The 22,217-nt window shown below is 52.6% G+C and carries 18 protein-coding genes; 14 read left to right on the top strand and 4 right to left on the bottom strand.

Going from position 1 to position 22,217, the window contains the following annotated elements:
- The first annotated feature begins 27 nt into the window (after positions 1-27).
- From RJ38_RS10305 to RJ38_RS10280, 6 genes are read left to right on the top strand one after another with little or no spacing between them, the layout of a single operon-like run.
- Positions 28-975, top strand: coding sequence for an ABC transporter permease (locus RJ38_RS10305; RefSeq protein ID WP_039018919.1), 948 nt, complete (start codon positions 28-30; stop codon positions 973-975).
- Positions 972-1,808, top strand: coding sequence for an ABC transporter permease (locus tag RJ38_RS10300; protein ID WP_039018723.1), 837 nt, complete (start codon positions 972-974; stop codon positions 1,806-1,808). Before RJ38_RS10305 ends, RJ38_RS10300 begins: the two co-directional genes overlap by 4 nt.
- Complete coding sequence (locus RJ38_RS10295) at positions 1,805-3,406, top strand: ABC transporter ATP-binding protein (RefSeq protein WP_039018722.1); 1,602 nt, start codon at positions 1,805-1,807, stop codon at positions 3,404-3,406. The genes RJ38_RS10300 and RJ38_RS10295 overlap by 4 nt, the downstream gene beginning before the upstream one ends.
- Positions 3,403-4,860 (top strand): aldehyde dehydrogenase family protein, encoded by a 1,458-nt coding sequence (locus tag RJ38_RS10290; protein WP_039018721.1) that lies wholly within the window; start codon positions 3,403-3,405, stop codon positions 4,858-4,860. The genes RJ38_RS10295 and RJ38_RS10290 overlap by 4 nt, the downstream gene beginning before the upstream one ends.
- Before the next feature lie 11 nt (positions 4,861-4,871).
- Positions 4,872-5,612 carry a glucose 1-dehydrogenase gene (locus RJ38_RS10285; RefSeq protein WP_039018720.1) on the top strand — a complete coding sequence of 247 codons (741 nt, stop codon included), beginning with the start codon at positions 4,872-4,874 and terminating at the stop codon, positions 5,610-5,612.
- A gap of 4 nt (positions 5,613-5,616) precedes the next feature.
- Positions 5,617-6,621: a P1 family peptidase gene (locus RJ38_RS10280; RefSeq protein WP_039018918.1), complete on the top strand. Its 1,005-nt coding sequence runs from the start codon at positions 5,617-5,619 to the stop codon at positions 6,619-6,621.
- Positions 6,622-6,683: 62 nt separating this feature from the next.
- Here RJ38_RS10280 and hemN read toward each other — a convergent pair whose 3' ends face one another.
- From hemN to trhO, 3 genes are all read right to left on the bottom strand, one after another.
- Complete coding sequence (gene hemN, locus RJ38_RS10275; protein ID WP_039018719.1) at positions 6,684-8,036, bottom strand: oxygen-independent coproporphyrinogen III oxidase; 1,353 nt, start codon at positions 8,034-8,036, stop codon at positions 6,684-6,686.
- A gap of 54 nt (positions 8,037-8,090) precedes the next feature.
- Positions 8,091-9,116 carry a trans-3-hydroxy-L-proline dehydratase gene (locus RJ38_RS10270; protein WP_039018718.1) on the bottom strand — a complete coding sequence of 342 codons (1,026 nt, stop codon included), beginning with the start codon at positions 9,114-9,116 and terminating at the stop codon, positions 8,091-8,093.
- A gap of 167 nt (positions 9,117-9,283) precedes the next feature.
- Positions 9,284-10,192 carry an oxygen-dependent tRNA uridine(34) hydroxylase TrhO gene (gene trhO / locus RJ38_RS10265; protein WP_039018717.1) on the bottom strand — a complete coding sequence of 303 codons (909 nt, stop codon included), beginning with the start codon at positions 10,190-10,192 and terminating at the stop codon, positions 9,284-9,286.
- Between the two features lie 135 nt (positions 10,193-10,327).
- Here trhO and pncA point away from each other — a divergent pair, with 135 nt between their 5' ends.
- From pncA to RJ38_RS10225, 8 genes are all read left to right on the top strand, one after another.
- Positions 10,328-10,933: a bifunctional nicotinamidase/pyrazinamidase gene (pncA, locus tag RJ38_RS10260; protein ID WP_039018716.1), complete on the top strand. Its 606-nt coding sequence runs from the start codon at positions 10,328-10,330 to the stop codon at positions 10,931-10,933.
- 80 nt (positions 10,934-11,013) lie between these two features.
- On the top strand, positions 11,014-13,263 hold the full coding sequence (locus RJ38_RS10255; protein WP_052245318.1) for a PAS domain-containing hybrid sensor histidine kinase/response regulator: 2,250 nt from the start codon (positions 11,014-11,016) through the stop codon (positions 13,261-13,263).
- A gap of 51 nt (positions 13,264-13,314) precedes the next feature.
- Positions 13,315-14,607 (top strand): nicotinate phosphoribosyltransferase, encoded by a 1,293-nt coding sequence (gene pncB / locus RJ38_RS10250; protein ID WP_039018715.1) that lies wholly within the window; start codon positions 13,315-13,317, stop codon positions 14,605-14,607.
- A gap of 142 nt (positions 14,608-14,749) precedes the next feature.
- Positions 14,750-15,610 carry a flagellar motor protein MotB gene (locus RJ38_RS10245; protein ID WP_039018714.1) on the top strand — a complete coding sequence of 287 codons (861 nt, stop codon included), beginning with the start codon at positions 14,750-14,752 and terminating at the stop codon, positions 15,608-15,610.
- A 113-nt stretch (positions 15,611-15,723) separates the two neighbouring features.
- Positions 15,724-17,064, top strand: a complete 1,341-nt coding sequence (locus tag RJ38_RS10240) for a flagellar hook protein FlgE (RefSeq protein ID WP_039018713.1) — start codon at positions 15,724-15,726, stop codon at positions 17,062-17,064.
- Between the two features lie 39 nt (positions 17,065-17,103).
- Entirely contained in the window at positions 17,104-18,558 is a 1,455-nt protein-coding gene (gene flgK / locus RJ38_RS10235) for a flagellar hook-associated protein FlgK (RefSeq protein ID WP_039018712.1), read from the top strand.
- A gap of 1 nt (position 18,559) precedes the next feature.
- A complete protein-coding gene (locus tag RJ38_RS10230) occupies positions 18,560-19,567 on the top strand; it encodes a flagellin (protein ID WP_039018711.1) in 1,008 nt (335 codons plus the stop codon).
- Positions 19,567-20,673 (top strand): flagellar basal body P-ring protein FlgI, encoded by a 1,107-nt coding sequence (locus RJ38_RS10225; protein ID WP_039018710.1) that lies wholly within the window; start codon positions 19,567-19,569, stop codon positions 20,671-20,673. Before RJ38_RS10230 ends, RJ38_RS10225 begins: the two co-directional genes overlap by 1 nt.
- Here the strand turns inward: RJ38_RS10225 and RJ38_RS10220 are convergent.
- Positions 20,647-22,188: a malonate--CoA ligase gene (locus tag RJ38_RS10220; protein WP_039018709.1), complete on the bottom strand. Its 1,542-nt coding sequence runs from the start codon at positions 22,186-22,188 to the stop codon at positions 20,647-20,649. The two genes, RJ38_RS10225 and RJ38_RS10220, sit on opposite strands and share 27 nt — an antisense overlap.
- Positions 22,189-22,217 lie beyond the last annotated feature (29 nt).

Below are 22,217 nucleotides of genomic sequence, written 5' to 3'. Positions count from 1 at the left end.
GGGGCTTTTCCAGCGCCGGACCACCCAATGCTTCGATATATTCTCAAACGGCTTCAGGCCCTTTTGATCAGCCTGGTGGTTGCCAGTCTTGTGATCTTTTCCGCCGTCGAAATCGTACCCGGCGATCCAGCATCGTTCATGCTTGGGATCAACGCCCAAGAAGATACAATCATGGCATTGCGGGAACAATTGGGGCTAAATGTGTCTCTAACACAGCGCTATTTCACTTGGGTCACAGGAATGATCCAAGGCGATTTCGGCACCTCATACACCTATCGGACCCCGGTTTCTGATATGATTTCGGAACGCATGGTGATCTCGCTTCCCTTGGCGATTTACGCGTTAACGCTTTCGACATTGATCGCCTTCCCCGCAGGCATCATCGCCGCCACACGTCGGGGATCTGTCGCGGATGTGTCTGTCATGGGCGTCACACAATTGGGCGTCGCTATCCCAAATTTTTGGTTCGCCATGTTGATGGTGGTGGTCTTTGCGATCAATTTGCGCTGGTTCAGCGCAGGTGGTTTTCCAGGTTGGGACGCTGGATTTTTTGCCGCGATGAAGGCCCTAACCCTGCCCGCGATCGCGCTTGCCTTACCGCAAGCATCAATCCTTGCGCGTGTCATGCGATCCAGCCTGCTTGATACGTTATCGGAAGATTTCATCCGCACCGCCCGCGCCAAGGGTCTAACCCGCAGACAGACTCTTTGGCGTCACGCATTGCGCAACGCATTGATCCCGGTTCTGACCATCATCGGATTACAATTCGCCTTTCTTTTGGCCGGGGGCATAATCATCGAAAAAGTCTTCTTCTTGCCTGGCCTTGGACAACTTATTTTCCAAGCCATCACCCAACGCGATCTGATCGTCGTAGAAAGCGTTGTCATGTTGTTGGTCTTTGCCGTGATCCTTGTGAATTTCACTGTGGACCTGGCCTATGGCCTGGCAGACCCAAGATTGCGGAGATCCAGATGAACGCCGCACATTTCCTTCGGTCGCGCAGCTTTATGTTGGGCCTTATTTTGACGTTGATCTTCGTTTTTGCAGCCTTGATCAGTTTTCTTTGGACCCCCTATGAGATTGACGGCGTGGACATCCCCAACAAGCTGCACGCGCCTGCTTGGCCGAACCTTTTGGGCACCGATCAATATGGCCGTGATGTTTTGTCGATGATCATGGTGGGGGCGCGCGTGTCCATCGCTGTCGCCCTGGTTGCAGTCACGATTGGCATGGTCATTGGCGTGCCTTTGGGCCTGGCGGCGGCGGCGAAAAAGGGCACCTGGTGGGATGAGATCATCATGCGTGGCAACGACCTTGTGTTTGCCTTTCCATCCCTTGTTATCGCCATCCTGATCACCGCGATTTTTGGAGCCTCAGCGATCAATGCGATCATCGCGATTGGGATCTTTAACATCCCAGTTTTCGCCCGTATCACACGCGGTGGTGCGCTGTCATTATGGGAACGCGATTACATCCTATCTGCGCGTGTTGCAGGTAAATCCCCCGCGCGCATTTCCATTGAACACATCTTGCCAAATGTCATGAACCTGTTGATCGTTCAGGGGACGATCCAGTTCTCACTTGGGATTTTGGCCGAGGCGGGATTGTCCTTCGTCGGATTAGGTGTGCAACCGCCAACACCCAGCTGGGGACGGATGCTCGCGGATAGCCAAACCCTAGTCTATTCCTACGCATATCTCGCATTATTCCCAGGTCTTGCGATTGTGTTAACAGTATTGGGGTTGAATTTGATGGGTGATGGATTGCGCGATATTTTCGACCCCAAAGTCAGGAAATCACGCACATGAGTTTGCTGACGATCAACAATCTGTCGATGAAAATTGGCGCAGTCGAAATCCTACGTGATGTGTCTATGTCGGTTGATCCGGGGCAAATCCTTGGGGTCATCGGGGAAAGCGGATCTGGGAAATCGATGACCGCATTTTCTGTGATGCAACTCCTGCCAGAGGGTGCGACCTGCACGGGAGAAATCACCCTTGGTGATACCAATATGTTGACCGCGCCCGAACCCGATCTTTGCGCCATTCGGGGCAATGATGTGGGCATGGTGTTTCAAGAACCCATGACCGCTTTGAACCCAGTCAAAAACATCGGCGATCAAGTGGCCGAAACCATTCGCATTCATGAACCGAGCGTCAGCAAAGCAGAGGCCTTATCGCGTGCGCGCGCCGCCCTTGATCGGTGTGAATTGCCCGGAGATCGGTTTCCCCTAACCCGCTATCCCCATGAGATGTCGGGCGGCCAACGCCAACGCGTCGTCATCGCCATGGCCATTGCACGTCACCCAAAACTGTTGATCGCGGATGAACCCACAACCGCCCTTGATGTCACCACCCAGGCCGAGATCTTGGATCTGCTCAAACGCTTGGTGGTTGAAGATAACATGGGTTTGATGATGATCACCCATGACCTTGCGGTGGTGTCTGATCTAGCCGATCACATTGTGATCATGAAACAAGGCGAAGTTGTGGAGCAAGGTGCTGCCGCGACCTTGTATCGTGATGCCGAACATCCTTACACAAAGGCGCTTTTTGCCGCCTCATCGCATCAACCGGATCGCTCTGCGCCACAGCATGCCCTTCCTTTGCTGCAAGTGAAAAACCTTGTGCGAGATTACAGTTTGCCACGCACGAAATTGTTCGCCCCAGCAGGCAAATTTCGGGCCGTGAATGACGTTAGTTTTGAAATCAAACGGGGTGAAAGCCTGGGCCTTGTCGGCGAATCTGGATGCGGGAAATCGACCCTAACACGGGCGATTTTGGGTCTTGAGGCCCTTCAGGGCGGAGAGATCCTTCTGGATGGGAAAGCCCTTGTTACTGGCGGGCACATCAGCCGTGCCGCGCGGCGTAAAATGCAAGTGGTGTTCCAAGACCCTTACGGATCCTTCAACCCCCGCCACAAGGTTGCGCGCCTTATCACAGAGCCCTTTCATCTGCTGGACACGCCCCCAACGGGCCTTGCGCATGACCTAGCAATTGATCAAGCTTTGATCAGCGTCGGCATGGCCCCGGATGACAAACATAAATACATTCACGAATTTTCCGGCGGGCAACGGCAACGCATCGCCATCGCGCGCGCGCTGATCATCCGCCCTGAATTGATCATTTTGGACGAGGCCGTATCTGCCTTAGATGTTTCCGTGCGTGCGCAGGTTCTTGATTTGCTTGCGGCGCTTTCAGAAAAACACGGGCTGACATATTTGTTTATCTCGCATGACTTGTCCGTTGTGCGTTCCATCACCGACCGCGTTTTGGTCATGAAATCGGGTGAGATCGTTGAACAAGGCGAGACTGAAACCGTCTTTGAACACCCCACCCATCCCTATACAAAAGCGCTTATCAACGCGGCCCCGCGCCTGCCTGATGACATAAAGGAAACCGCATGAGTCTTGCTCAGGACCTTTGGTTCAACACCGAAAAATGCTTCATCAACGGGGCTTGGATCGCACCCATCTCGGGCGGTACGTTGCCCGTCGAAGACCCATCCACCGGCCAAATTACAGGCGCAATCGCACGCGGTACATCCGCCGATATTGATGCCGCCGTCGACGCCGCTGAAAGTGCACTTACTGGTGAATGGGGCCGGATGAGCGCGCTTGAACGTGGGCGCATTTTGGCGCGGATTGGGCAGCTTGTTCTCACCCGCGTAGATCAGCTTGCCCGCATTGAGGCCCAAGACGTTGGCAAGCCGTTGACGCAAGCCCGCGCCGATGCCGTCGCCTTGGCCCGATACATGGAATTTTACGCGGGGGCTGCGGATAAAATTCATGGCGAAACGATCCCTTACCTTGATGGGTATACCGTTTACACCCTGCGCGAACCTCATGGGGTGACGGGGCATATCGTGCCGTGGAATTATCCGATGCAAATCATTGGGCGTTCCGTTGGTGCGGCCCTGACCATGGGCAACGCTTGCGTTTTGAAACCCGCAGAGGAAGCCTGCCTGACGGCCCTCGCCTTTGCCGAAATTGCCCGCGAAGCTGGTTTGCCTGCTGGGGCGTTAAACGTGGTTCCCGGCCTTGGGAACGAGGCCGGTGCCGCGCTGTCATCCCATCCAGGCGTGCATCATATTTCTTTCACCGGGTCCGTGGGCGTGGGCAAGTTGATTCAGAAATCGGCGGGTGAGAATGTCGTACCTGTCACGTTGGAATTGGGCGGAAAATCCCCCCAACTTGTGTTTGAGGACGCCGACATTGACGACGCCCTGCCCTTCTTGGTCAATGCTGGCATACAAAACGCGGGCCAGACTTGTTCTGCGTCCTCGCGCATATTGGTCCACCGCAGCCGTTTTGATGAGGTCTGCGAAAGAATGGCCCAATCCTACAGCGCTTTGAAAGTCGGTCCTGCTTTATCTGATCTCAACGTCGGCCCGCTGATTTCTGCGCGCCAAAAAGAGATCGTTTCAGGGTTTCTAAATGCGGGTGCGCAGCTTGAGAAGATCGGCGAAGGGGTGATCGTTTCTGATGCGCCGCAGTCTGGGCATTACATTGCCCCAACCTTATTTGCACCGGTTGATGCCAACCACAGCCTTGCCCAAGACGAGATCTTCGGCCCGGTTCAAGTGGTCATTCCTTTCGACAATGAAGATGAGGCCGCGATGATCGCCAATGGCACCGACTTTGGCCTTGTTGCATCTATTTGGACAGAGTCTGGCGCGCGCCAAATGCGACTGGCAAAGCGCCTGCGTTCGGGTCAGGTGTTCATCAATAATTATGGTGCTGGCGGGGGTGTTGAGCTGCCCTTTGGTGGGGTTGGGAAATCAGGTCACGGGCGCGAAAAAGGGTTTGAAGCCCTATACGGATTTTCAACATTAAAAACTGTCGCTGCGAAACACGGGTAAGGAACAAGATAATGAAATTAGACGGGAAAACAGCGATCATCACGGGTGGTGCATCTGGTTTTGGCCTTGGGATTGCGGAAAAGTTTTTGGCAGAAGGCGCAACCGTTTTGATTGCCGATATCGATGGCGCCGCGGCTGAGGGTGCCGCACAGGGCATCGGTGCGTTCGCGGCGCAATGCGACGTCTCGAAGGACGCTGATGTTGCGGCCTTAACTGCCACCGCAATCGCCAAAATGGGGCGCATCGATATCCTCGTGAATAATGCGGGCGTGACCCATTTACCAGCCGCGATGGAAGATGTCTCTGAGGAGGATTTCGACCGTGTTTTGAACGTTAACACCAAATCGGTTTATCTCGCAGCAAAGCACATTATCCCCTTGATGAAAGCCCAAGGATCAGGTGCTGTTTTGAACGTTGCATCCACCGCCGGGGTTAGCCCGCGCCCGCGTCTAAGCTGGTACAACGCATCAAAGGGCTGGATGATCACAGCGACCAAATCTATGGCGGTGGAACTGGCCCCAGCAGGCGTGCGCGTCAACGCCATCAATCCCGTCGCAGGCGAAACGCCTTTGTTAAAATCTTTCATGGGGGAAGACACCCCTGAGATGCGCGCAAAATTTGTATCCACCATCCCAATCGGACGTTTCTCCACGCCGCAAGACATGGGCAATGCAGCCGCATTTCTGTGTTCAGATGAGGCATCCATGATCACGGGCGTCGCGATGGAGGTCGATGGTGGGCGCTGTATCTAAAACAATGCAACCAGGACCGCGCAATCTGATCACAGACGTAGCAGGTTTGCGTGTAGGCAATGCCGATGACACAGCCCTAAAATCTGGCACCACTGTATTGGTTGGCGACGCGCCTTTCGTGGCCTCGGTCGATGTTATGGGCGGGGCTCCTGGCACGCGCGAAACCGAGCTGCTTGACCCGCAGCGCACGGTTGGCGAAGTCGACGCCCTCGTGTTGTCAGGTGGGTCCGCGTTTGGCCTTGATGCACCATCAGGTGTGACAGATGGATTGCGCGCACAAGGGCGTGGTTTTCAACTTGGGCCTGCGGTCATCCCTATTGTTCCTGGGGCGATCGTTTTTGATCTGCTCAATGGTGGCGACAAGGGGTGGGACGAAAACCCCTATCGCACCCTTGGTCGACATGCCTTTGACAACGCGTCAGAAAATTTCAAACTGGGCAGCCACGGCGCGGGCAAAGGCGCTGTAACAGGGAATTTGAAAGGTGGGCTTGGATCTGCCTCAATCGTACTGCCATGCGGGGCGACAGTCGGGGCCTTGGTCGTGGCCAACCCCATCGGCAACACGGTGACGCCCAACGGATTATTTCACGCCGCACCCTTTGAAATCGACGCTGAGTTCGGCGGTTTGGGCCCTGACCCGAAACCTCATGGATGCCTTCCGTTTCACAGTGAAAAAGTCGCGCAAATGATGGCTATCGCTGCGCAGACTACTACCCCGCCACTTGCGAACACCACCATCGCAATTGTCGCGACAGACGCAACGCTGACCAAGGCGCAGTGTAAGCGCATGGCGGTGATGGCACAGGATGGTTTGGGGCGCGCGATTATGCCCGCACATTCGCCCATGGATGGCGATTTAATCTTCGCTGTCAGCACCTCAAACTGCGCATCGCCCGACCTTGCAGGTCTTGGGCATGCCGCTGCCATGTGCCTGTCACGCGCCATCGCACGCGCGGTGTGGGAAGCAACGCCAGAACCAAATGATCTGTTGCCATGCATCCGCACTTGATCACATTTTTGTTCTAAAAAAATCCTGGGCATGTGGGGGTGCGCCCCTACACCCAGCGTAACTTATGAAGCCTTTGAGTAAGTTCCCGCATCGCGCGTATAGGCGTCATAGCGACTGGCGATAATCCGGGTCAAAGGGCGGCCATCTTCTGTGATGCATATCCTATCACCCTGCCGTTCAACATAGGGTGAAAATTCCGACAGCACAGCATCATGCAGCGTGTTCAGGGTCGCCGCTGAGGCAAAAACAGTGTCTAACGCGGATAAATCGACCTCAAAATTGCACATCAGACCGTCAATCATCGTCTTGCGCAACAGGTCGTCATCAGTGAAACGATGCCCACGGGACCCGGTCAAAATACCGGCCTCGACCCTGCCAGTCCAGGCGGCGGTTGCGGGTGCGTTTTGCAACCATCCTTGCTTGAACGAGGAAATCGAAGACGCGCCGATCCCGATCAATGTGTCGCAATGATCGGCAGTGTACCCTTGGAAATTTCGGCGCAAACGACCATCGCCTAACGCGACGGACAGTTCATCTTCAGCCTTGGAAAAATGGTCGATCCCGATCGCTTGGTATCCGGCGTCGCGAAACATTTCGCCGGCAGTTTGCGAGAGGATGTAACGATCCATATCACCCGGCAAGGTTTCTTCTTTGATCAGCTTTTGACGCTTTGCCATATGGGGCACATGGGCATATCCAAACAGCGCAAGACGGTCGGGATCAAGCGCCAAAACCTTATGAACGGTGTCGCGCATATGGGCCACAGATTGGTAGGGCAAACCATAAACCAGATCGGCGTTCAGGGAATGAATGCCCGCGGCGCGCAGCATATCTACGCAGTGTTTCGTGATGTTCCAAGGTTGATGACGTCCAATGGCTTCTTGCACGTCCTCTGCGAAATCTTGGATACCAATTGAGGCCCGGTTCATGCCTTCAAGGCGCAGGGCTTCGATCTTATCCGCATCAACCATCGTCGGGTCAATCTCAACGGAGAACTCAAATTCATCGGCAGGTGGAAAGACAGATTTCACCGCTTGCGCAAGCGCGTGGATCATCTCGGGCAGCAGGATAGTCGGGGTGCCACCGCCCCAATGTAGACGCCCCATTTTCACGCCCTCAGGCAGGCGCGCTTTGATCTGCAACAACTCAGCCTTCAGGGTTTTGACATAGCCCGCAACTGGCGACATGGTTTGCGTGCCCTGGGTGCGACAAGCGCAGAACCAGCACAGGCGTTCGCAAAACGGCACATGCACATAGACTGATACGGGTTCAGCAGGATCAAGCGATGCCAAGCATTCCGCGTGAAATTCAGCGCCGAAATCTGTCGAGAAAACGGGTGCGGTGGGGTAACTCGTGTAGCGCGGCACACGGGCGTCAAACAGGCCGAGACGGCGAAGATCATTGATGCGTTCCATTGGCGCGGTCTACATGTGCGCCAATGGGTTTTCTTTGCGCTGGATCAAACCTGATTAAGAGGCACCCCAAGTATCCGATAATTTATACCCACCCGGCCAAGGATCACTTGGGTCAAGCATATGCTGATGCGTGCCGGTGATCCAAGCACGCCCAGAGATTTCTGGGGTGATTGCCGGGCGCCCGTTCAGGTCAAACTGTTCGACAATGCGACACCGAAACTCACTGTCGATCACGGAACGCGCATGATAGTGATCTGTCGCCTTCATCTGCCCTTTTGCCAACAAAACAGCCATCCGCGCAGAGGCACCAGTTCCACAGGGGGAACGGTCCAATTTACCCGGCTTAATCGCCACAGTATTTTTACCCGTCAACACATCGCCATTGCGCGTCAGATCACCGGTGATTTGACAGAATGAGATATGATTCCAGCTGTTTGCAGGGTGATCAAATCCCAACTGTTCATTCGCTGCATCTGTGATTTTGGAACCAGTACGGGCCAGATCAGCGGCTTCATCTGGGCTTAGGGTAAAACCCAAATCTTTCGCATCGACCAGAACAAAACTATCGCCCCCAAACGCAGTATCAACCCGCAGAGAGCCAATGCCAGAAACCTCAATCATCGCGTCCAACTTATCGGCAAATGAGGGCACATTTTGCACGTAAATCCGTTCCGCCTTGCCATTTGCACATTCCGCCTTCACCCGCACAAGACCACCTGGCGCTTCCAGCACCATTTCGGTGATGGGTTCCTGCATTGGAACGATACCGCTATCCAGCAAAACCGTCGAAACACAGATCGAGTTTGACCCCGACATAGGCGGTGTATCTTCGGGTTCCATGATGATCCAAGCGGCGATGGCTTCGGGGTTTTTCGGTGGCACCAACAGGTTCACATGCCGAAAAACACCGCCCCGTGGTTCATGCAACATAAAGTCCCGCAAAGTTCCATCACTGGCGATAAACTCGCGATGTTCCCAGATGGTGTCACCGGGAGGCGGGGCAACGCCGCCGACGATCACATCGCCAACTTCGCCCTCGGCATGGCATGAAACAACATGGATGGTTTTGCTGCTGCGCATTTCTCAATCTCCAAAAATGTCGACACCCGGACGGATCGTCGATGCTCTTGCATTGATGAGATAAAACTGTCGCCAAGGCAAATCTACCTTGATAGCGACGAAAAGCCTTCAACTTTCCACATAACAGATGCGCAAAGATGTTTTTTATCGCACAGCGTGCTCAGAGTTCAGCTTTTTGGACCAACATGGCTTTCGCCGCGTGCCTTTGACAAAGCGATCTGTTTTTGGCGTTCGCGGAAGCGTGTTTTGCGATCTTCTGAAGTCTCATCCACGCAAAGATGACAGCTGACGCCTTCTTCATATTCCACGCGTTCAAGATCTTCAGGCATGATCGGCCGGCGGCAAGCGTGGCACAAATGATGCGGGCCTTCGACAAGGCCGTGACCAATGGAAACGCGTTGATCAAAGATGAAACATTCGCCTTCCCAGGTGCTTTCTTCCTGAGGCACTTCTTCCAAATACTTCAGAATACCGCCCTTCAGGTGAAACACATCTTCAATGCCTTGCCCCATCAGGTAATTCGTTGATTTTTCGCAGCGAATGCCGCCCGTACAGAACATCGCGACGCGTTTATTATGGAAACGATCCGCGTTTTTTTCCCACCATTCGGGGAATTCACGGAAGGATTTTGTCTCGGGGTCAATCGCACCTTTGAACGTGCCGATCGCAACCTCATAATCATTGCGTGTATCAATCAACACCACATCATCCTGCGTGATCAGATCGTTCCAATCCTCAGGTTCAACGTAATTCCCGACAGCTGCGGTCGGATCGACATCGGGTTTCCCCATAGTGACGATCTCATTCTTAAGCTTCACCTTCATGCGATTAAACGGCATTTCCGAGGCGGGGCTTTCCTTGTGGATAAGCTCAGCACATCCAGGAAGGGCGCGAATATACGCAAGCATACGATCCAGACCAGCACGCGTTCCCGCGACTGTTCCGTTGATGCCTTCTTTCGCAAGAAGAAGTGAACCTTTGATCCCCTCTTCGTCACACAAGGCCTGAAGCGGCCCTTGGACGGCAGGTGGATTATCAAAGCGGGCGAAGTGATATAGTGCAGCTACTGTTGTCATATGCGCGAAATACGCCTCCTTTTCGGCGAAGGCAAGATGCACAGGTGTCACAGGGGGGCAAAGACCATAGCAAAAGCACTTATTGACCTGTGGCCTACACCCCCCTACCAATTCACCATCAAGGGAGAAGCCACCATGCGCGCAGCCAACGAAGCACTGATTGTTATTGATGTTCAAAATGATTTTTGTCCCGGTGGTGCGCTTGCCGTCGCTGATGGAGATGCCATCATCCCTGAGATCAACGCGCTGATGGATGATTTTTCCACCGTGGTTCTGACCCAAGACTGGCACCCAGCGGGGCATTCTTCTTTCGCCACGTCTCACACGGGAAAGACGCCTTTTGACATGATCGATATGCCTTATGGGCCTCAAGTTCTTTGGCCTGATCATTGTATTCAGGGCAGCACCGGCGCGGAATTCCACAAGGATTTGCGCCTAGAACCTGCTCATTTGATCATTCGCAAGGGCATGAACCCGACGATTGATAGCTATTCGGCTTTCTTTGAAAACGATAAGGCGACCTCTACGGGTCTTGTTGGGTATCTTAAAGATTTGGCAGTTTCGGATGTCACTTTAGTTGGATTGGCCACAGATTTTTGCGTCCATTTTTCCGCTATTGATGCCGCGACCCAAGGTTTCAACGTGACCCTGCGCGAAACTGCATGTCGTGGGATCGACATGGATGGTTCCTTAGGCGCTGCTCTGCAAGCGATGCGCAACGCGGGTGTTACCATCGCGTAAATTACGCGAAATACGGTTTATTAAGAAGATACTGACATAGATGTCAGGTGCATGAGCACCCAAGTCTGTGGCAAGTATACATGAGTAGCAACAACGAATCCGCACAAGAAGCCTTGATTTGCTTCGACCTTAGGAACTCTAGCGATGGTTTGTTCTTACGGTATGCGCGTGGGTATTTGGCCGCGCTTCCGATCCGAATCGTGATGTTTACCCTTGCGGGAATATTGTTGGGTTTGATCACAACCCCCATGCTTGCGATTGTCTCTTACACAGTTGTCATCTTCGGCGAAGGCATACACAGTCTCAGCCTGCTCAAAGAGCGAAGCATTCCGATATCCAACTATCGCGGGTCTCGAAATCAACGCGACGTTCAACGCGCAACCGCGGCATTTCAAGCGATTTGCTCCTCCATTGGCGTCGCAATCATTTGGACTGCGACAGATACCGGCGACACCCGTTTTTTCGCCTTTGTTTGCGTTACAACCTTGGTGATACACGCAAGCATTACCCTCCCATTCTTCCCTTGGGGCAGCAAACTTAGACTAGGCATCTATAGCTTGCTGCTTTGCATCCTTGTCTTGACGGATTTGATGCAAATGGAAGCCTTTCAAACCGGGCTTGGGTTTGATTTGTCTGCGATTATTTTGTTCAGCTGCATGGCCACAATGTTGATGATCAGCCGGCACAAAAATTTTCGCAACACACAGGCTGCAAAGCGCCAACTTCTGCATGAAAAATTAGAGGTCGAAGAAGCACGAGATCGCCTAATAGAAAGCGAGAATCTGGCACGCCAACTGGCTCTCGTGGCGCGGAACGCAAGCGACATTGTTGTCATCACCGAACCAGACGGAACGATAACCTGGGTAAACAACGCTTTTCACAACTCTACGGGGTTCGCGGATTCAGATGTCATTGGCAGAAATGTTCGCCTGCTCAATGGCCCCCAAACGGATACAAAAATCATCCAACAACTGGTCCAAGCTCGGGCGAAAAGCCAACCCGTTCGCGTCGAAATTTTAAACTACAATAAACACGGCGAAACCAAGTGGTACGAAATCAGCGTTTCACCCATTTTTGATGACATGGGAATAGTGACCCATTTCGTGTCGATTGAACGCGACATCCACGCGGTTAAACAACGCGAGACTGACCTTGCCTCTGCAAGAGAAGCCGCAGAACAAACCGCACGTGCTAAAACTGAATTTCTTGCCACAATGAGTCACGAGATCCGAACACCGATGAACGGTATTATTGGCGTCTCAGACCTGCTGCTCGAAAGCCACCTCAGCAAAGATCAACGCCATCTTACGGAAACGATTTCAGAAGCTGCGGCGGCATTGCTGACGATCATAAACAACACCCTCGATTTAACACAGCTCGACGCGAACAAAATCGATTTAGAAACGCATGAATTTGATCCCAAATCGCTTGCCGAGAAAACCGTTGAACTTCTGCAACCGATTGCGACGGGAAAAGGTGTGGCCCTCAAGTTGAACTGTGACAAAAACGTCCCTCAAACAATCCTCTCTGACTCAGGGCGTTTACGGCAAATCCTGTTAAACTTGGTTGGGAACGCATTGAAATTTACGTCCGAGGGGCAAGTCACATGCCACCTACAGCATGTCAAAACGCCAGATCAGTGCAAGATTCTGATCGACATATCTGACACTGGAATTGGGATCGCAACAGACAAATTGAATTCCATATTTGAGGAATTTTCTCAGGCCGATTCCAGCGTCTCACGACGATTTGGCGGAACCGGCCTTGGCCTTAGTATCTCGCGCCAACTCGCACGTGTCATGGGGGGCGACATCACCGTCAGCTCACAAGAAGGCACAGGTTCAATATTCACGCTGGCCCTACCCTATAGCCAACATCAGCCGTTGGGATTGCTCAAGGATGACCATGAGGACGTCCAAATTCAGTTCGCAGGAAAATCGGTCCTCATCGCCGATGACAACAAAACCAACCGATTTATCCTCAGCCGTCTTTTGCAAGAAACTGGCATCAGCCTAGAATTTGCCACCGATGGCTTCGAAGTTGTCAATCAGTTTCGCCATCACAAACCAGACCTAATCCTTATGGATGTCTCTATGCCTGGCAAGGACGGACTAGAAGCAACGCGCGAAATTCGCGAATTGGAAAAAACACAAGATTTAGGCACTGTTCCGATCTACGCACTGACTGCCAACGCATTCTCAAGCCATCGAGACGACTGCGTTAACGCCGGTATGAATGGTTTTCTTACCAAACCAGTTAAACGGGATGTGCTGGTAGGCACACTCGAAGAAATATTCGCTACAGGATCTGGCCATTCTTATCCTTCCTGAGTTACGGTCCCGTCATGAGATTTTATCTCGGGCTGAACGCAGGGAAGAAAAATGGTTGATATCGCGACACGTGTGTATAATCACAAATGGAAAATCGACCCGATCGTGCGGTCACTTATCGACACAGATTTTTATAAACTATTGATGTGTCAATCAATTTTCAGAAACAAACCCGATACAACAGTCACCTTCAGCCTGATCAATCGTTCAAAGTCAATCCGACTGGCAGAACTTATTGACGAAGGCGAACTGCGTGAACAACTTGATCACGTTCAGTCACTGTCCCTTTCACGCGGTGAAAGCACTTGGCTTCGCGGCAATACATTTTACGGAAAACGTCAAATGTTTCGCCCGGATTTCATGGAGTGGTTCGAAGGGATGCGCCTGCCGGACTATCACCTTGAGAAACGCGACGGCCAATACGAACTTACCTTTGAGGGAACTTGGCCTGAAGTTATGCTTTGGGAAATTCCGGCCCTTGCCGTTCTCATGGAATTACGTGGACGTGCAGTTCTCAACGATATGAAAAAATTTGAACTGCAGGTTTTATACGCCCGAGCGATGACAAAGCTATGGAAAAAGGTTGAAGCATTGCGCAGCGTCGAGAACCTGCGCATTGCCGACTTCGGAACACGTCGCCGGCATTCCTATTTGTGGCAAGATTGGTGCGTCCAAGCCATGATGGAAGGGTTGGGCGAAAAGTTCGTTGGGACTTCAAATTGTCGCATCGCAATGCAACATGACATCGAAGCCATTGGAACGAATGCGCATGAATTGCCCATGGTGTATTCTGCCTTGGCCGAAAATGATGCGGCCCTCGCCCAAGCCCCATATCAGGTGCTTTCAGATTGGCAGCAAGAACACGACGGAATGTTACGCGTTATGCTGCCTGACACATATGGCACCCAAGGCTTTTTGGATCGTGCACCAGCTTGGCTAAACGAATGGACAGGTATTCGCATTGATTCAGGTGACCCAGCTATGGGCGCCGAGACTGCGATCAATTGGTGGAAATCCCGAGGTGAGGACCCCCGGGAGAAACTGGTGATCTTCTCTGACGGCTTGGATGTAGAGAAGATACGTGAGTTAAACGCCCAATTTCAGGGACGAGTTCGGGTTTCATTTGGCTGGGGCACTTTACTAACAAATGATTTCCGCGGCTTGGTTCCAAATGACGCGCTCAGCCCGTTTTCCATGGTCTGCAAAGCCGTGAAGGCCAATGGGAAACCCACGGTCAAACTGTCTGACAATCCGAACAAGGCAATGGGGCCAGACGACGAGATCGCCCGTTACAAACGTGTTTTCCAAGTCGGCGCACAGCATGCTCAGAAAGTTATCGTCTAGGCCTCGACAATCGCCAAATGCATCTGGTTAAAACAAAAACGAACTCCCGCTTACCTTATGAATTTCCCCACAATTTTAATTGTTAAGGGGGGCTTCACCTTGTGTCGCTATTCCTGAATTTGGGTAAATTTGAGGTGGTGAGATGAGTACGGATGGCTTGGCCCCCGTCATTATCAAAAAAGTCAAAAAAAGCGGCGGCGACGGGCACCATGGCGGGGCCTGGAAGGTTGCATATGCTGACTTTGTGACGGCGATGATGGCGTTTTTTATGCTAATGTGGCTATTGAATGCGACGACTGAAAAACAACGCAAGGGTATCGCTGATTATTTCAGCCCTACAATTCCTGTGCACCGGGTGTCCGGCGGCGGAGATGGCATGGGCGGCGGAAGTTCCGTCTTTACCGAGGAAACCCTAGCGCAAAACGGGACCGGTGGATCAATTGCCTCACCTTCTTCAGAAGAGGAAGCGGCAGGGGCAACCGTTGGAGACGCCCAGGGCGCAGCGCTTCAAGAGGGAGCTGACGAAACCGAAGAAGTCCAACAAATTCTGGAAGAGCTATCCGGCAATGGGGGGGAAAGCCTCGCCATTGAGAATGCCATGAAGCACGTATTAACGCGTGTCACGGATGAGGGGCTAATTGTCGAGATTTTCGACACCACCCAAGAGCCGCTGTTCACAGCCCAAACTTCCGAACCTACGGATGTTCTCGTAGAAATCGCCGGAATACTGCAGCGCGTCTTTCAACTTGTTGACAACGAACTTGCGATCAACGGGCACATCCGCGCGCACCCAATTGTGCTTGCTGATAACCCGGTCTGGGATCTTTCATCAGCCCGGGCATCACAAATGCGCGTGCTCTTGGAAGTCTCTGGGTTTGACAGTGCACGGATGCAACGCATCACAGGTTTCGCAGATAGGAAACTTGTCGCGGTGGATCCGATGTCTCCCCGCAATAATAGGCTCGAACTTATATTGTTGCGATCTCAGCCGCCCAACTCTTAAACGCCAGGCTGTTTGGCGTTTAGTTGTTTGAATTTTAGACGTTAGGCGAATGTTAAGGCGCAGCCTGTAGTCATAAGAAAATCACAGGGATTGATGCAGCAGAAAGGCGCACCATGACAATATCTTCATCGCTGAACGCAGGCGTAGCTGGGCTTTTTGCCAATGCGACAAAGCTTGCCACCATTTCCGACAATATCGCCAACTCCAACACCTATGGCTACAAACGCGCCATGGCGGATTTCGATTCCTTTGTCATTACACAAAGCTCATCATCGGGCACCTATTCGGCCGGCGGTGTGCGCGCAAGCACAACACGTTTGGTAGAAGAACGTGGCCCCATTGTTTCCACATCCAACGCAATGGACATCGCGATTGCGGGTCGCGGCATGCTTCCCGTCACCACGACAACATCAGTCGGTTCTGCCTCAGGTGGTCAACCACTTATGATGACAACAACGGGTTCATTCCACACCGATGCAAATGGCATTTTACGAACGAAATCAGGGCTTGTTCTGCTTGGCGTTCCGGCCAATGCAGATGGATCCATTGATACGTTTCCACGCGATACCTCTGCGGGCCTCGAACCCGTGCGCATCAACTCCAATCAAACAGCAGGCGATCCAACAACGCGTATGAACCTCGGGGTTAATCTTCCCGCCACCGAAACGGAAGTCGGCATGCCGGGAACTGCCAAGCCACTGTCGGTCGAATATTTTGGGAACTTGGGCACGTCAGAGACTCTTGATATCACTTTCACGCCCACCATCCCAACGCCCCCATTAACTGGCTTCTCCAATACATGGACTATGGATATCACGGATTCTGCCCAAGCGGGCGCCAGCATCGGCACTTACACACTGGTGTTCGACGACAGCCAATCCAACGGTGGTACCTTGGCTTCGGTATCAGAATCTCCGCTTCCACTCCCTCCATTGCCTCCTGCCCCCAGTTATAATGCTACGACAGGCGAACTTTCACTTAACGTGGATGGCGGGCCGATGACTGTAACGATTGGGCGATTGGGCGACACAAATGGATTAACCCAACTGTCAGACAGTTTCGCACCGACATCCATCACCAAAGATGGTTCGCCCGTGGGCAATTTAACATCTGTTGAAATCGACGAGAACGGCTTCATCAATGCCACCTATGACACTGGATTCATCCGTCGCTTGTATCAGGTTCCTCTGGTCGATGTGCCAAGCCCAAACAACCTAACCGCGATGAACAATCAAGCATATCAAGTCTCACCAGAAAGTGGTTCATTCTTTCTTTGGAACGCAGGCGATGGCCCAACCGGAGCCGTTTCTGGATACGCTCGAGAGGGTTCCACCACAGATGTCGCTGGAGAACTGACCGCACTTATCCAAACACAACGTGCCTATTCGTCAAACGCAAAGGTAATCCAAACAGTGGATGAGATGTTGCAGGAGACCACCAACATCAAACGTTAATCCACAAATCCAGGTCCAGAAAGGTAACCAGGATTCCATATGAGCATCACCGGTTCAATCGCAAATGCACTGTCCGGCTTAAACGCCACCTCACGTCGCGCAGAAATCGTGTCGGCCAACATTGCGAACGCCAACACCCCCGGGTACGGCGTCCGCAAACTGGACGTGTCGGCCGCCACCGTGGCAGGTGGAGGGTCTGGCGTACGCATCGATGGAGTCAGCCGTTTGGTTGATAATGGAATTATTCAAGATCGGCGTTTGGCAGATGCCAGCCTTGGGGACAGCACCACCCGATCTGCATTTTTCGCACGTGTCGAGAAATCCATTGGAATTCCAGGGACAGCAGGTTCCCTATCGGGGCGTGTTGCCGATCTTGAAGCGTCCTTGATATCCGCCGCAAGTCGCCCCGATTCAGAACCCCGCTTGCACGACGTCTTGAACGAAGCCCGAGGTATCACCAAGCATCTCAAAACTGCTTCTGACGATGTACAGACCATCCGTGAGGAGGCCGATCAAGACATCGCCAGCAATGTGAAAAGACTAAATGGCGGTCTTCAACAGGTCCGGGAAATCAACATTGCGATCGCCGCCACCCAAGCACGGGGATTAGATGGTGCCAGCTTGGAAGATCAACGACAGCAAATAATCGATGGAATTGCATCGATTGTACCTATTCGCCAAGTGCCACGCGATAACGGAACTGTTGCTTTATTCACCCCTGGTGGCGCTGTTCTTGTCGATAGCAAAGCTTCAGTGTTTGAGTTCCAGGCGACCGGCGTCATCACACCAAGTATGACGCCCAGCGGACTTCTGTCGGGCTTAACGCTGAATGGCAATCCAGTTGACACATCATCTTCCAACAGCATGCTGAAGAGCGGCTCCTTGATCGCCAACTTTGCGGTTCGCGATGAATTAGCTGTCGAAGCACAATCGCAGCTGGATGCAGTCGCACGTAACTTGATCGAGCGTTTCCAATCACCCACTGTTGACCCCACACTGGGGCCACTTGACGCTGGTTTGTTCACCGATAATGGTGCACCTCTCGATCCAGCAGCCGAACTTGGGCTGTCCGCGCGGCTACAGATCAACCCCGTTACTGATCCTCAAAACGGCGGTGAGATCCGAAGATTGCGCGATGGCCTTGGGGCTACAATCCCCGGAAACGTCGGTTACTCCACCCAACTTCAGCGGCTCACTAGCGCATTACAAAACCCGCAACCCGTGACGTCTGGGAGTTTTTCAGCCGCCGAGCGAGGGATGAGCACGCTCGTTTCGGATCTACTTTCTGAATACGGAACCGCACGCCAAGCCGCAGAAGCGGATGTTGCATATAGCAACGTCCAGCATCAAACATTTAAAAATCTTGAACTGCAGTCAGGCGTGGACACCGACCGTGAGATGCAGGAATTGCTTTTGGTCGAACAAGCTTACGCGGCAAACGCGCGCGTACTTCAAACTGTGGACAAACTCATTCAAACTTTGATCGGATTGTAGAATGCCAAACTTTCTTTCTGTTGGAGATCTCTCACAAAGCTTTTTGATGAACCGCAACAATACCGCGTTAAAAACAAAGTTGAACCAATTATCTTTGGAACTCACCACCGGTAAGGTTCAAGATGTTGCGGCCCACCTGCGCGGCGACTTTTCACCTGTGACCAGCATTGACCGCACACTCACGACACTTGCAGCGTATAAAACCAGCAACACTGAAGCCGCCCTACTGACCACCAACATGCAGGACTCGCTTGAGGCCGTTCAGGGATATGTTTCGGAGGCTGGGCCTAATTTGATCATGGCGGGCGAATCCGGAAACTTTCAAATGTTGAAGCCAGCTGCGGGGGACGCGAAGCAAAAATTCGACGCCGTAATATCAACGTTGAACACCCAAACCGCAGGGCGAAGCTTGTTTTCCGGCACAGCAACAGATCGCACGCCACTCGCACCATCCGCGACGATCCTGAACGCACTGAATGTTGCCGTTGCAGGAGAAACCACCGCTGCGGGTGTGCAAGCAGTTGTCGATACCTGGTTTGCCCCGGGCGGCGGTTTCGACGCTGTTGCCTACAAAGGGTCTGTCAACAATATTGCGCCTTTAAGGATTGGCGCGAACGAAACATCCTCGTTGACCGTTCGGGCGGATGATGGTGCCTTTCGCGAAAGTTTGAAGGGCCTAGCCGTCGCGTCTCTCGTAAGTGACGGGGCCCTTTCAGGCAGTGTATCCGAGCAAGCAGACTTGCTTTCTTACGCGGGCGAAGTCCTGCTGACCGCCGAAAGTGCGGTTCTGGACATCCGTAGCAACGTCGGCGTGATCGAAGCCCAGATCGAACAGGCGTCTGTTCGTAACACAACAGAAACCAACGTTCTAACGATTGCGCGCGCAGGGCTTCTTGAGGCGGATCCTTACAAAACTGCGACCGAACTCCAAGCTGCTCAGACACAATTGGAAACCTTATATACCCTAACCGCACGCCTCTCCCAACTTTCATTGTCGAGGTATATTTGATGCATAAATTCATACGCCAAGTTCTGATATTCTTTATCTTAAGTTGTACCTTTGCCCAGGCGACGCCCATTCGGATCAAAGACTTGGTCGAGTTCGATGGTGTGCGCGGGAATGATCTTGTCGGCTATGGGTTGGTCGTCGGATTAAACGGCACCGGTGATGGGATACGAAACGCGCCGTTCACCGAAGAGATCATGTCCAATATTCTTGAACGCCTGGGCGTCAACATTACGGGAGAACAGTTTCGGCCCAAAAATGTTGCAGCTGTATTCGTCACCGCGACGTTGCCACCATTCTCGCGCGCAGGTAGCCAAATTGACATCACGGTTTCAGCCATCGGCGACGCAAAAAGCCTGTTAGGTGGGACATTGGTGATGACCCCGCTGAACGCCGCAGACGGGGAAATATATGCCGTAGCCCAAGGCACGATCATCGCCGGCGGGATAAGTGCGGAAGGTGATGGCGGAAGCGTGACGCAAGGCGTACCAACCGCCGGCACCATTCCTTCTGGCGGTCGAGTGGAACGCGAAATTGAGTTCCAGCTTTCGTCTTTATCAACTGTACGCTTGGCCTTACGCACTCCAGATTTCACGACAGCTGGTCGCATCGAACGTGCGATCAACGAAAATTTTGGACGTGCGGTATCGGTCATGATTGATGCAGGCACAGTGCAGATCAACATCTCGTCGACGCGGATGGCTTCCACTGCACATGCGTTGGGCCGAATAGAAAATATTTTGGTCACCCCAGAAAGACGTGCACGCGTTATCGTCGATCAACGATCCGGGACAATCGTCATGGGCGAAGATGTGCGCATTTCCCGTGTTGCCGTGGCCCAAGGAAATCTGACCTTACGCATACAAGAGAATCCGATTGTCGTTCAACCCAATCCCTTTTCCCCGGGGGAAGTGGTTGTCGTCCCCCAAACGAATATCGCCATTCAGGAAGAGGAGGGAACAGGGCTTGCGGAAATAAACGAAGGGACCTCACTGTCCGAGGTCATCGCAGGCCTCAACGCATTGGGGGTATCGCCCCGCGACATGATCGATATCCTAAAAAGCATCAAGGCCGCGGGTGCGTTACATGCCGAATTTATTGTTCGCTAGATTGGGCGCAAACAGATCACCATACTCTGAACGCAGGCTGTTTTTCTGAACTTTCCCCATCGCATTTCGAGGCAAAGCATCAACAACAACATATTTGCGCGGGTGCTTGAAACGCGCAAGGTCTTGGACAATAGCTGTTTCCAATTGCTCACAATCAGGTTCTTGGCCTTGTTGCCGTGCCACCACTGCCACGACGGTTTCACCAAAATCCGCGTGCGGAACGCCAATGACCGCTGTTTCCAGTACCCCAGGCTGGGCATCCAAAACCAATTCCACCTCTTTGGGGTAGATGTTGAAGCCACCAGAAATAATCAGGTCCTTCCCGCGACCGACGATCTGCACATAACCATCTTTATCTTTTGAAACCAAATCACCCGTGATGAAAAATCCATCGTCGCGCAGCTCTTCTTTTGTTTTCTTGGGCATATTCCAATACCCCGCAAACACATTGTCGCCACGCACCTCCAAAACGCCGATCTCACCGTCACTGACATGTTTTCCCGTTTCTGGGCACGTGATCCTGATCTCAACGCCGGGCAATGGAAAACCAACGGTGCCTGGACGTCTCTCACCATCATACGGGTTTGATGTACTCATATTGGTTTCCGTCATCCCATACCGTTCGAGAATGCGATGCCCCGTGCGATCTTGGAACTGCATATGTGTTTCTGCCAGAAGCGGTGCGGAGCCAGAAACAAACAAACGCATTTTTCCGAACACATCTTTGGTAAACCCACCCGCATCCAAAAGTCGGGTATAAAAGGTGGGAACACCCATCATTGTCGTGGCTTTTGGCATCAACGCGCAAATCGCATCCACATCAAATTTGGGGAGAAATATCATTGATCCACCCGCGGCAAGGGTCGTGAATGTCGCAACAAATAGCCCATGTGTGTGATAGATTGGCAGAGCGTGTAACAACACATCATCTGCGCTAATTTGCCAAAGCTCTTTGAGGGCCTGAGCATTGGACGCTAGGTTTTTATGGGTCAGCATCGCGCCTTTAGATCGCCCGGTCGTGCCCGAAGTGTACAACAATGCTGCAAGATCATCAGCAGCCCGGTCAGCCACATTTGCCGTGTTTGCCTGCCGGTCGGCCATTTGATTTAATGATCCACAACCGTCTGGCTGAAGTGTAAGCAGCGCAGCCTCGCACCGCTTCGCGATGGGCTCCATGTCCGATCGTTTCGCGTCGGTACAAATCATGGCTTTGGCGCCGCTATCTTCAAGGAAGTATGCGACTTCGGACGCCGTGTATGCTGTATTCAGAGGCAAAAACACGATGCCTGCTTGGATACATCCAAGATATAACGCGAGCGTTTCATCAGATTTATCCACCTGAGCGGCCAATCTGTCACCAGCCGCCAGGCCCAACGCGGGCATCGCGTTCGCAAACTGGGCTACTCTGCGAAAGAAAGCCTTATGCGAAATCACCTCCCCGTTTTCCATATGCAAAAACGGCGTATCAGCGAATAACCACGGTCGCATCAGTGAATCAAAAATCAGATTGGGCATAAGTCACACCTTTGTTAAGACGATACCCT

Origin of the sequence: Halocynthiibacter namhaensis, assembly GCF_000812685.1 — a bacterium.
In the GTDB taxonomy this organism is placed as follows: Bacteria; Pseudomonadota; Alphaproteobacteria; order Rhodobacterales; family Rhodobacteraceae; genus Halocynthiibacter; species Halocynthiibacter namhaensis.
Note: the sequence above shows the minus strand (reverse complement) of the source record. Positions and strands in the feature narration are given on the sequence as shown.